Source organism: Neoluteolibacter marinus, from assembly GCF_014904755.1.
Taxonomy (GTDB): Bacteria; Verrucomicrobiota; Verrucomicrobiia; order Verrucomicrobiales; family Akkermansiaceae; genus Haloferula; species Haloferula marina.
The window spans coordinates 1-11,985 of the sequence record NZ_JACZFQ010000075.1; the positions used below are offsets into that span (position 1 = coordinate 1).

The following is an 11,985-nucleotide window of genomic DNA, read 5'->3' on the forward strand; positions in this document are numbered from 1 at the left end:
AGGATGGCACCTTCACCACCGCCTCGCCGCCGCCCACCGTGGTGACCGGGAATTCGACGGTATTGACGACCACCAGCGTGCGCGTCGGTGGTTCGGTGCGGGCCCGCGGCGCGACCGTCGACGTGTGGATCGACTACGGCACCGACGGCATTACCTTCGACAGCGTCCAGGCGGCGCCGGCAAGCGTGGACGGCGACCTGGTCACCGAGGTCAGCGGCGAGCTCACGGACCTCGCGCAGGGCGTGACCTATTTCTACCGGGTCCGTGCGATCGGGCCGAACGGGGTCGGAAGCGGGGAGATCAAGACCTTCGATGTCGAATCGCTCTCGGGCTTGATCCAACAGTTTCCTCCGGGGGTTCCGGAGGCGAGCCGCCAAGGCAGCGTCAACATCACCCTGAGTCCCCCCGACATGGGCACGGGGTGGCGCTTCGCGGGCGAACAGTTCTGGCGCGGGTCCGGGGTCCCGGCCACCGGCTTGACCGCCGGCGACCGGGTGGTCGAGTTCCGACCGGTGCCCGGTTACCTGCAGCCGGCGAATGAAGCGGTGGCGGTCACCAGCTCCGCGGTGCCACTCGACCTATCGCGGAGCTACACGCCGTCCGCCACCGGCGGTGACGGCAGCCTGACCGTCATCCTCAAGCCCCAGGACCTCACGGAGGACATCGCCCCGGCCCGCTGGAAATTCTACGGCGAGGGAGACGAGGACTGGAAGGAAAGCGGGACGACCGTCGACGGGCTGGTCGCGGGCAACCACGTGATCCTCAGCAAGCCGGTCGATGGACGCAGCACCCCTGCGCCGGTGACGGCCGCGGTGACCGGCGGCCAGACCACCAGCGTCACCATCACCTACTACATCGCCGAGGAACCGGTGGGCGTGCCGCCGTCGATGATCGCCTTCGAGGCGGTCTCAGGCGATACCTCGCTGCCGAATGCCTTCGTCGGCCAGCTCCGCAGCGACGCGGGCTCGGGCAGCGGCTTCGCGGTGCGGCCGCGGGTGGTCGCGACGGTCGGACACGCGGTGTTCGACGACGGCACGCTGGCCATCGCGACCGGACAGCAGTGGTTGTTCGAGCGCGACCGCAACGTGCATGACCCGGTGCCAATGGTCCCGCGCGGCCACTACCTGATGACCGGATACGCGGCGCAACGGGCGGCCGACAATTCGCCGGGGGTGTCGACCCCGGAGTCGCAGAACCTCGATGCGGCGACGATGTTTTTCCTCCAGGACGTCGGCCGCGGAGGCTTCAGCGGCTATCTCGCCAGCGACAGCTCGACCAACGAGTTCCTGGCGTCGGATGCGATGAAGACCCTGGCGGGCTACCCGGTCGACGGGATCCCGGAGGCCGATCTCGACCGGATGCACGCGACGCCGCCGATGAACGTCTCTTTCGCCAAGGCCTTCGGCCGGACCTACACGACACCCGACATCCGCGCGAGCGGCGGCGCATCCGGCGGTCCGCTCTGCGTGCTGGCGGAAAACGGCGCCTACTACCCCGCGGCGATCTACCTCGGCGGCACCGGGCAGACGGTGGTGCGGGCGATCGACAGCGAGGTGGTGCAGTTGATCGGTCTTGCGGATGCCAGCTCGGGCGATGGCGTCGGGGTCAACGGTGGCTCGCAGGCCGGCACGGTGGCCGAACCCTATCCGACAGCGGAACTTGGCGGCCTCAAGGTGGTCATCGAACCCGCCGCGGCGCGCGCCGCCGGGGCGGGCTGGCGGATCAGCAACCAATCGCCCTATTTGCCGTCGGGCGGCCAACTGGATGACCTCGATCCGGACGCCTACCAGGTCAGCTTCCCGACCCTTGTCGGCTTCGTTCCGCCGACGGCACAGCCGGTAACGCTGGAAGCCGGGTTGTTGACGACGATGACTTTCGTCTACGAGGCGGTGGTCGCGGCCCCGGTGATCACCTCGGCCGGCGCGGTGGGCGGGAACCGCGGCGAACCGCTGTCCTACCAGATCACCGCCGACAACGCCCCGGAACTCTTCACGCTGCGGGGGCTGCTGCCGCTTGGCATGACCTTCAATCCGGTGACCGGTTTGATCTCGGGCACCCCGAATGAGGCCGGTGTGTTCCCGGTCGACGTCGGTGCCAGCAACTCCGGCGGTGCGGCCAGCCGGCAGCTGGTCATCACCGTGCTGCCGGTGATCTCGAACCAAGCGCTGACCGTCCCCTATCTTGTGGCGATGAGTTATGCGATCGCTTCCAGCGAAAGCGGTGGTGGCCTCAGCTGGACGGCAAGCGGTCTGCCGACGGGGCTGTCCCTCAATCCGTCCACCGGGGTGATTTCCGGGATTCCGCAGATCCCCGGCGTTTACGAGATCCCGGTAACGGTGACCACCCGCGGGGCCACCTCGCCGGCAACCCTGGTGCTCACCGTCACCGGAATCCCGCCGGTGATCACGCTTCAACCGGTGGTGGCGCGCAGCATCCAGTATGGAACCACCACCACCCTGGCGGTTGCCGCCAGCGGCCTGCCTCAGCCCGATTTCCAGTGGTATGAGGGCCCGGCCGGAAACACCGACGCACCTGTTCCGGGAGCCACGGCTGCGGTCTTCACAACCCCGATCCTGACGGCTCCCACCAGCTACTGGGCGCGGGCTTCCAGCATCAGCGGCAGCGCGGACAGCATCGCCACGGTGATCACCATCCTGCCCTCCTCCAATGCCAACCTGATCGGCCTCTACACCAGCGACGGGCAGGTGACGCCCGCCTTTAACCTCGGCGTCACCGCGTACTTCACGACCGTGCCGAACGATGTCTCGGCGATCCAGGTGACGCCTGTCGTGGAGGTCACCCAGTCCACGGTCCGGGTTGCCGGCCTGCTGGTGCCGGTCGACGGCGCCAGTGAGCCGGTCGAGTTGGCGGTCGGGTCGAACCTGATCAACATCGAGGTGACCGCGGGTGATGGCACCACGGTGAAAAACTACTCGCTCTCGGTGACCCGGGCCTTGCCGCCGTCGGTGACCACGGGCGCGGCCACCGAGGTGACCGATGCCTCCGCCAACCTGCAGGGAACGGCTTCGCCGAACGGCGCGGGCACGGTGTTCTTCCAATACGGCGCGACCACCACCTACGGGAGTGCAACCCAAGGTCAGGAATTGTCGGGGGGATCCGGTATTCCGGTCACGGCCGCGCTCGCGGGACTGGCCCCCGACCAGACGTATCACTACCGGGTTGGTCTGACCACCGGCGCGGGCACGATCTTCGGCAGCGACATGACGTTCTCGACCTCGTCCGCGCCTCCGCTGGTTGCGACCGGCCAGGCGAGCGACATCGACGCGAGCCATGTGAAGCTGATTGGCGCGGTCGATCCGAACGGCACCGCGACCGCGGTCCACTTTGAATACGGCGAAACCACGGCCTACGGGACGACCACCCCGGTGCAGCTGGTGCCCGGGGTGACCAACGTGATCGACATCGAGTACGTGCTCGAGGGCCTCGTGCCCGGACAGGCGTATCACTACCGGCTGGTGGGTGAGAGTTCCGCCGGGATGACTTTTGGCGAGGACGTGTTGTTCGTCCCGGGCGAGGCCAACGGCGGCGCCGGAGGGCCGCTCGCGCTGCCGGAGGCGAGCACCCTCGATGCGCTCGACGTTGCATCCACCTCGGCCGTTTTCCAGGGCAGTGCCAACCCGCAGGGTGGCACGACCTTCGTCCACTTCGAATACGGGCCGACGACGGCATACGGGCGGTCCACGCCGGGCCGGGGCATCGGCAACGGGACCGATCCTGCCACCGTGATCCAGGCCGTGGACGCGCTGCTGCCGGGGACCGTCTACCATTGCCGGCTGGTGGCGACCAACAGCCTTGGAAGCGCCTACGGGGAAGATCGTACCTTCGAGACCGGTTTCCTTGCCCCGCAGGCGATCACCGGTCCGGCGAGCCCGCTGACGGTCGACAGCGTCCGGGTCACCGGTGCGGTGCGGGCGCGGGGCGCGACGGTCGACGTGTTCTTCGAATACGGGACGGACGGGGTGAACTTCCCTCACCGGATCGCCGCTGCCGGCGGCTCGGTCGGAGGTGACGCCGAGGTTCCGGTGAAGGCGGACATCAGCGGGCTGCAGGGTGGCGTGACCTATTATTACCGCGCCTTCGCCGCGCGGACCGACGATCCAGCATCGACCGGGACCGGTGAGGTGAGGACCTTCGAGAGCGATGCCCTCGTCGGCTTGTTCCAGAAGTTCCCGCGCGAGCTCGACGCGGAAGAATACCTGGGAGAAGTGCAGGTCGACCTGTTGCCGCCCGGCGTCGGCAAGTGGCGCTTTGTCGGCGACAACGTCTGGCGCAATTCCGGGACGGCGGCCACCGGCATGACCACCGGCGACCGTGAGATCGAGTTCCAGCCGGTCGCCGGCTACCACCAGCCGGCAAGGGAGCTGGTCGGCGTGATCAGCGGTGCGCCGAGACTGGTGCTGGAGCGCGAGTACTTCCAGTCGGCGTCGGTCGCGGATGCCTCGTTGCGGATTTTCCTGGAACCGGAGAGCCGGGTGGTGGCCAAGCCGACTTCCTACAAGGTGCAGTGGCGCGTGGCCGCCGCGGCGAACTCCCAGTGGTATGACTCGGGCGACGCCGCCACCGGATTGATGCCGGGCAGCTATCTGGTCGAGTTCAAGCCGGTCCAGGGCTTGGCTGCCCCGGGGCCGGCGACCCTCGTGGTCGCGCGGGGGGAGGTCCGGACCGCCAGCTTTGCCTACCGTCCCGAACTGGCCGCGCCGTCGAGCTCGATCCGCATCCTGTCCTACGAGACGATCTCGACCCCGCGCAACCTGCCCTACGCCTACGTCGGCCAGCTCCGCTCCGACGCGGGAGCCCAAAGCGGCTTCGTCGTCAAACCGCGGGTCGTCGCCACCACCGCGCAGGCGGTGTTCGACGAGGTGACGCTGGCGCAGATTCCCGGGATGCAGTGGGTGTTCCAGCGCGACCGGGAAGTCCACGAGGACAAGCCGAAGGTCCCGCGCGGTTTCTATGCCTTCGACGACTATGCGGCCTTCCGCCAGTCGGAGGACACGCCGGGTGAACCGTCGATTGCCGCCCAAGGAAGAAACGCCGCCGCCATCTACTTCCTCGGCGATGCCGGCCGCGGCGGCTATTCCGGGTTCCTGGCATCGGATTCCGGCGGTTCGCCGCTGCTCGATGAGGATGCGCTGAAGATCCTGACCGGCTTTCCCGTGGAAGGGGGCAACTCGACCTCGAACTTCGGCCGGATGCAGGCGTCGCGGCCGGCGACCGGGACCTTCACGCCGGTTTCGTCGACGGTGTTCGGCACCCCGGCGGTCAAAGGCTTGAACGGGATGCAGGGCGGTCCGCTGGCGATCCAACGGGACGGCGGCAGTTACTATCCGGCCGCGATCTATCTGGGCGGATCGAGCTCGGAGAACCTCTACCGGGCGATCGACGGAGGAGTGATCGATCTCTTCAACCGCGCCGAGATCACCGCCAACACGGGCGACAACAATACCTCGGGAGGGATCTCGCAGACCAGTTACACCGCGATTTCCACCACCTCGACCAAGGGTTCGCTCACCGTGCTCATCGAGCCGGCGGAGGCGATCGCCGCCGGGGCGCTCTGGAAGCTGGGATCAGAGGCGAGCTACGTCCTCTCCGGGGCTCGTAAGAACAACCTGAGTCCGGGGGACTACGTCGTTCAATTCAGGCCGGTGGCTGGTTTCCAGGTGCCGGCCGACCAGATCACGGCGGTATTGTCCGGCAATCTGACCACGGTCACCGTCACCTATCTGCCCGAGTTGTCGGGGCTGGCCGCGTGGCGTGACGCCAACTTCGCGACGACCGCCAACACCGGCTCGGCTGCCGACGGCGAGGATCCCGATGGCGACGGCCAGCTGAACGTCGACGAGTATTCGGCGGGAACCGATCCCATGGACCCGCGCGACTTCTTCCGGGTGCTATCGACGGGGCGGAGCGAGACGGAGTTTTCGGCGGTGGTGCCGGGCAGGACCGGCCGGCTCTACGCGCTCCAGTTCCGGGCGGATCTTGGTTCCGGGGATTGGGTGGATGTCGCGACCGCGGGACCTCTGGCCGCGGATGAGGCCCTTGTTTTGACGGACCCCGCCGCCGTGGCGACGGAGGGATTTTATCGGGTGACGGTGACGGTGGATTCGCCATGACGGGATTTCCACGGGCGATGCCAGACAATTTTCCGGAGTGGTGGGCATTGGGTATCCGAGCTGCTCTCTGTCAGGCGCTTGCAGCATGAAATCTCCCGTAACCCAAGTTCTCCACACCCTTTACGAACGATATGCATCACTCAAGGATGGAAAGGTAGCGGACTACATTCCGGAGCTCGCGAAGGCGGATCCCAACCTCTTCGGAATCTGCATCGCGACCCGCGACGGCAACCTCTATGAGGTTGGTGACACCCGCCACAAGTTCACCATCCAGTCGATTTCGAAGGCCCTTGCGTATGGCCTGGCGTTGGAAGACCGGGGCGAGGAGCACGTGCTGTCGAAGATCGGCGTCGAGCCGTCGGGTGAAGCATTCAATGCGATCAGCCTGAAGCCCCAAAGCGGTGCCCCGTTCAATCCGATGATCAATGCCGGGGCGATCGCGACCTGCGGGCAGATCCTGGCGAAGGACGGGAAGAGCCGCATCGAGCGGATCCGCGACTACCTGTCTCAATGCGCGGTCGGCCAGCTCGACATCGACCAGGAAGTCTACCGGTCGGAGAGCCAGACCGGCCACCGCAACCGGGCGATCGGCTGGATGCTGCGGAACTTCGACATCATACAGGAGGAACCGCGCGACATCCTCGAGACCTACTTCCAGCAATGCGCGCTCAAGGTCACCTGCACCGACCTTGCGGTGATGGGGGCGACCCTCGCGAACCAGGGATTCAACCCGATCTCCGGGGAACGGGCGATTGCCCACGAGTATGTCGACAACGTGCTCGGGGTGATGGCGAGCTGCGGGATGTATGATTGGTCCGGTGAGTGGATCTATCGGGTCGGCCTGCCGGCGAAGAGCGGCGTGGGCGGGGGGATTCTTGCCGTGTTGCCCGGGCAGCTCGGGATCGGCGTGTTTTCCCCGCCGCTCGATGAACAGGGCAACAGTGCGCGCGGCATCAAGGTGTGCATGGACCTCGCCCGCGAGTTGTCGCTGCACATGTTCAACCCCAGCGCGGTCCCGCAACCGGCGCTTCGCCGCAGTTACAATGCGTCGCAGGTCAACTCGCGGCGCCGCCTGCCGCCCGCGATCTTCCGCGAGCTGCGGCGTTACGGCGACCGCATCCGGGTGCTGGAACTTCAGGGTCCCTTGTTGTTCTCAACCTTCGAACCGGTGATCCGCGAGCTGGTGAAGCAGGCCGCCTATTGCCAGCACATCATCCTGAACTTCAGCAACGTCTTCTCGGTCGATGCCGTCTCCCTGCGCATGCTGCATCAGGTGTGGGAGCAGTTGCACGCCGTGGGGGTGCGCCTCACCTGTTGCCACGCCGGTCGCCACGGCCAGGCGCTGTCGGAGGCGGGACTCGGCGACGATGCCCTGTTCGCCAACGAGGATGCGGCGCTCGAGGCCTGCGAGGACGCTCTCCTGGCGCGGGTGATGCCGGACCATATCCCGCAAGCGCCGCCGGTGCCGCTATCGGGCTGCGCGTTGCTTTCCGGCTGCGATGAGGATGAGCTCCAGCTTCTCGAGGACCAGATGGAGACCCGGAGCTTCGGCGCCGGGGAGACGATCATCCAGACCGGCGGGCGGGCGGACGAACTTTTCCTCCTCACCGACGGCTGCGCGGAGGTCCGACTGCTCCTGGGCAACAACCGCTACCAGCGGCTCGACGTCTTTTCCTCCGGCATGAGTTTCGGCGAGCTGGCGTTCCTGGACGGCTCACCCCGGTCCGCCGACGTCGTTGCCATTTCCCCGGTGACCTGCCGGGTCATCGGGCGCGCCCTGTTCGACGAGGTCGGCCGGCAGCATCCGAATTTGAAAGTGAAAATCCTGAATGAAATCGCGCTCCAGGTCTGCGATCGCCTCCGCCAGGCGAACGTTGAGATCTCGGCGCTGCGGAGCTGAAGCGACCGAACCGCGCCACGAGTGATTTCCTGCTAGCAGGCGGCGGTTCGGGTCGCCATGTTAACGGTGACTCCATTATGAACTCCTCTCCCCTACCTGAGTTGCCGGCCATCGGCTTTCTTGCCGACATGGATGTTTCGCACCGGGCCTTCCTCGCCTCGTTCGGGTCCTTCGTGCGACCCCGCGCGGGTGACGTGCTGATCGATGAGGGGGATTCGCAAAAAAATCTCTACCTGGTGCTGTCCGGATTGCTGCACGTGGTCGCGGGCGCCGGCGGACGCAACCTCTTGATCGCCGCGTTGGGATCAGGGGATTCCCTCGGCGAGATCAATATCTTCGATCCGGACAAGGCCAGCGCCTCGGTGATCGCGCGCAGCGAGTGCCTCATTTGGAAAATCTCGGCCGAGGAACTCGAAGGGCTCTTCGACGGGGATCCCGTTGCGGGGGTTTCCCTGATGAAAGGCTTGCTGCGTTCCACCGGTCACCGGATCCGCGCGATGAACGCCAAGCTCGCGGAATCCGAAGAGAAGTCGGCCCTCCACAGTTTCTGGAAACCCCGCGCGTGACCATTCTCCTCCAGAGTGGTCCGCTCGCCCTGTTCTTTGCCTTCGCCATCGCGCATGCCATGGCGGACTTCCCGCTGCAGGGTGACTATCTGGCGCGGGAGAAGCAGCGGAAGCACGCCGGCAGTTCGCTGCAGTGGTTCATCGCCCTGACCGCCCACTCGCTGATTCATGCCGGCGGGGTGTGGCTGGTTTCCGGCAGCGTGGTCCTCGGCGCGGTCGAGCTGGTCTTGCACTGGCTCATCGACCTCGGCAAGGGCGAGGGGAAGTACGGCTACGCGGCCGACCAGTTGCTCCACCTCGGATGCAAGGCGGCCTACGTGGCGATCCTTGCGGCGGGAATCATCCGACCGTGACGAGCCCCGGCTGGCCCCGTATCTGCTCCATTGAGCGGGTCCGGGAACCGTTAAAGCGTTTCATGCCATGAATCCATTTCTCGACGCCGTGTCCCATCATCCGACCCTCGACCTCGCGGCAGGAGAGGTGATCCTGGAACAGGACCAGCCCTGCGAAATCCTCTACGTCCTGCTCGGCGGGGAGGTCGAGGTGATGCGGGACGATGTCCGGGTGGCGCGGACCGCTGAAGTAGGGTCTGTTTTCGGGGAAATGTCATTGCTGCTGGGCGGACCATGCACCGCCAGCGTCCGCACCTTGGTGCCGTCGCGCTTCGCTTCCATTCCCGAGCCCCGGGAATTCCTGGCTTCATCCCCGGCCGCGAGCCTGCATGTCGCCGAGCTGCTGGCTCACCGCATCGACACCCTCAACCGCTACCTGGTGGATGTGAAACACCAGTACGAGGGACACGATCACCTGGGCATGGTCGACGATGTCCTGAGCACCCTGATGCACCGGCAGAAGAAACCCACCGGAAAATCCTAGCCGGTCAGGGTGCGGGCTTCGACGCCATCGTCGGAATGCCAGCTGACTTCCTGCCGTTCGAGGTCGAACAGCAACACCGACGGGCAGCCGCCGATTTGCCGGCCGGGATTGAAGGCCCAGGTTTGTCCGAGGCGGTCGATCCAGGAGCCCTGGGCGTAGAAAGGGGCGTTGTGGATGTGGCCCGACAGGACGATGTGGGGTGAGAAGCGTTCGATCCAGCCGGACAACGTCGAGTCGCCGGCGAACTCGCGGCCGGTCCAGCTCAGCGGGCCCTCCGGCGCCGCGTGGTAAACCCAGATCCACGGGACGCCGGGAGGTGGTTGGGCGGCGATGAGTTGCTGTTCGACCTCGGCGCGGGAGACGGGACCATCCCACCACGGGCACACCGTGATGCGCATGCCCTCGACGTCGAGCGACTCGCCGTCGACGTGGAGTCGCTCGCCCTTCATCTCGCGGAGCCAGCGGGCGCGGGATTCGCCCGTCGCGTCGCGATGGTCGCCGTCGTGATTGCCGGAGCTGACGATCACCCGCGTCTGCTTGCTGAGGCGATGCAGGTATTTCTCCACCACCACGGCCTGGACGTCGATCTCCAGCCGGCCGGCGAGATCCAGCAGGTCACCGCCGATGACCAGCGCGTCGCACTCGCCGGCCCGGGCGGCGAGCCAGTCGAATTGCTTGAGCGCGTAGTGCAAGTCGGCGGCGAACAGCAGCTTCATGGGAAGAACATCCAACGGCAGATCGCGCTGCAGGTCCATCTCTCTTCATGTCCCCGCGATGGGTCGTCGCGGCGTGGCGGTCATGGAACGATTTCGTCCCGGCCCGCCAGTCGCGCCTGCTGTTTGCTGCGGAACTCCGCGACCAGCTGGTTCTCCACCGCGTCGAGCAATCCCATCAGGTCGCCGGACTCGAGCAAACGCGGGATCACCACGAAGCTCGCCCCGGCGGCGTAGAGCTCGTGAACGTCGGTGATCCGTTCAGCATGCACGATGATTTCCGCGTCCTGGTTGAGGGCGCGCAGTTGCCGCAGCATCCGCTGGTTGCTGGCGCCGCGCAGGATGCTGTCCGGCAACGAACAAATGATCACCTCGGCGTCGCCGATCCCCGCGTGTTCGAGGACGTCGCGCTGGCTGATGTCGCCGTAGACGACCGGCACGCCGCGCTCGCGGAGCTTGTGGTGGGTCTCGGGGTTGAAGTCGATGACCTTGAGGCGAGGCAGCAGCGCGGGCTTGCGGCGGGAGAGCTCTTCCAGCAGCGAGCTCGCGGTCCAGGAAAAGCCCAGCAGGAACACCGTCGGGGACTTTTCACCCATTCCCGCGTCCTGGTCTCCCCGGGGTTGGTCGGGGAAGCCGAGCTTCCGCAACCAGGGCGAGAAGCGGCGGACCAGCGTGTCGTTTCTTAGGATCGCATAGGTGGAGCCCACCGCGAGGAAGGCGAAGGCGAAGGCGGTGATGCTGATGGTCTCGTCGGAAACATCGCCGGCGGCCTTGCCGATCGCGAGCAGCACCAGCGACAGTTCGCTCAGCTGGCTCAGGTTGATCGCCGGCACCAAGCTCATCCGGTGGCCCATTCCCATCCGGAAAAGCGTCGGAAACACGGTGGCGAAGCGGGTGACCACCAGCACCGCACTGAAGGCCAGCGACCAGATCAGGTAGTCCCAGGTCGGCGCCGGGATGATCATGCCGAGCGAGACGAAGAACAGCGTGACGAAAAAGTCGCGGATGTTGGTAACCTTCGCCACCACGTCGAGGGTGTAGGGGAAGGTCGAGAGCAGGACCCCGGCGATCAGGGCGCCCATTTCCCGCGAGAGTCCCAGGGATCCGGCGAAGCCTGCCATGGCGAAGCACCACGACAGCGCGCCGACCAGCACCAGTTCCGGTTGGCTGGCCACCAGCTTGAAAACCGGAGGCAGGACGAAGCGGCTGACAACATACGCCGCCCCGACCAGCAGCAGCACCTTGCCGAGGGCGATGGCAAGCGGGGCCAGCGCCGGGTCGCGCAAGCTGGGCTGGATGGCGAGGAAGAGGATGACGAAGATGTCCTGCATCACCAGGATCCCGACCGTGATGCGGCCGGCGAGGGTCTCCAGCTCGCGCTTGTCGTGGAGCAGCTTGATGATGATCACCGTGCTGCTCATCGCGGCCGCCACCGCCAGGTAGAAGGCCTCCAGCCGGTCCATCACCGGGGCGAAGGCGGCGGAGAGCAGCCAGCACAGCGCGATGCCCCCGGAAATCTGGACCGCGGCGGTGATCGTGATCGCCCGGCCCGAGCCGAGCATTCTCTTCAGGTCCATCTCCAGCCCGATCATGAACAGCAGCAGGGCCAGGCCGATTTCCGACATCGTGCGGATCGACTCCGGATTGGTGATGAACTTCAGGCCGTGCGGCCCGATCGCGAATCCGGCCACCAGGTAGGCGATCAGCAGGGGCTGCCGGACCACGCGGCAGAACACCCCGGCGATCCAAGCCGCGATGATGCACCAGGCGATGTCCTGGACGATTCCGTGGTCCACAGT

Annotated in this window: 7 protein-coding genes; 5 read left to right on the forward strand and 2 right to left on the reverse strand. The window is 66.3% G+C overall.

Annotated features, from left to right (window positions below; translation table 11 throughout):
• Window positions 1-62: 62 nt before the first annotated feature.
• From IG178_RS14600 to IG178_RS14620, 5 genes are all read left to right on the forward strand, one after another.
• On the forward strand, window positions 63-6,131 hold the full coding sequence (locus IG178_RS14600; RefSeq protein ID WP_226895457.1) for a putative Ig domain-containing protein: 6,069 nt from the start codon (window positions 63-65) through the stop codon (window positions 6,129-6,131).
• A gap of 85 nt (window positions 6,132-6,216) precedes the next feature.
• On the forward strand, window positions 6,217-8,031 hold the full coding sequence (glsA, locus tag IG178_RS14605; RefSeq protein ID WP_193213305.1) for a glutaminase A: 1,815 nt from the start codon (window positions 6,217-6,219) through the stop codon (window positions 8,029-8,031).
• A gap of 77 nt (window positions 8,032-8,108) precedes the next feature.
• Entirely contained in the window at window positions 8,109-8,597 is a 489-nt protein-coding gene (locus tag IG178_RS14610) for a Crp/Fnr family transcriptional regulator (RefSeq protein ID WP_193213306.1), read from the forward strand.
• Window positions 8,594-8,950: a DUF3307 domain-containing protein gene (locus IG178_RS14615; RefSeq protein ID WP_193213307.1), complete on the forward strand. Its 357-nt coding sequence runs from the start codon at window positions 8,594-8,596 to the stop codon at window positions 8,948-8,950. The genes IG178_RS14610 and IG178_RS14615 overlap by 4 nt, the downstream gene beginning before the upstream one ends.
• Before the next feature lie 67 nt (window positions 8,951-9,017).
• A complete protein-coding gene (locus IG178_RS14620; RefSeq protein WP_193213308.1) occupies window positions 9,018-9,473 on the forward strand; it encodes a Crp/Fnr family transcriptional regulator in 456 nt (151 codons plus the stop codon).
• Here the strand turns inward: IG178_RS14620 and IG178_RS14625 are convergent.
• Together IG178_RS14625 and IG178_RS26220 are read right to left on the reverse strand one after the other, a co-directional pair.
• Entirely contained in the window at window positions 9,470-10,189 is a 720-nt protein-coding gene (locus IG178_RS14625) for a metallophosphoesterase family protein (protein WP_193213309.1), read from the reverse strand. The genes IG178_RS14620 and IG178_RS14625 overlap by 4 nt on opposite strands.
• Before the next feature lie 80 nt (window positions 10,190-10,269).
• Window positions 10,270-11,982, reverse strand: a complete 1,713-nt coding sequence (locus IG178_RS26220; protein ID WP_193213310.1) for a cation:proton antiporter domain-containing protein — start codon at window positions 11,980-11,982, stop codon at window positions 10,270-10,272.
• Window positions 11,983-11,985 lie beyond the last annotated feature (3 nt).

Excerpts from the sequence above, each read along its gene's own strand:
- glsA (WP_193213305.1), top strand. The coding sequence starts at position 6,217 with ATGAAATCTCCCGTAACCCAAGTTCTCCACACCCTTTACGAACGATAT.
- IG178_RS14610 (WP_193213306.1), top strand. The coding sequence starts at position 8,109 with ATGAACTCCTCTCCCCTACCTGAGTTGCCGGCCATCGGCTTTCTTGCC.
- IG178_RS14620 (WP_193213308.1), top strand. The coding sequence starts at position 9,018 with ATGAATCCATTTCTCGACGCCGTGTCCCATCATCCGACCCTCGACCTC.
- IG178_RS14625 (WP_193213309.1), bottom strand. The coding sequence starts at position 10,189 with ATGAAGCTGCTGTTCGCCGCCGACTTGCACTACGCGCTCAAGCAATTC.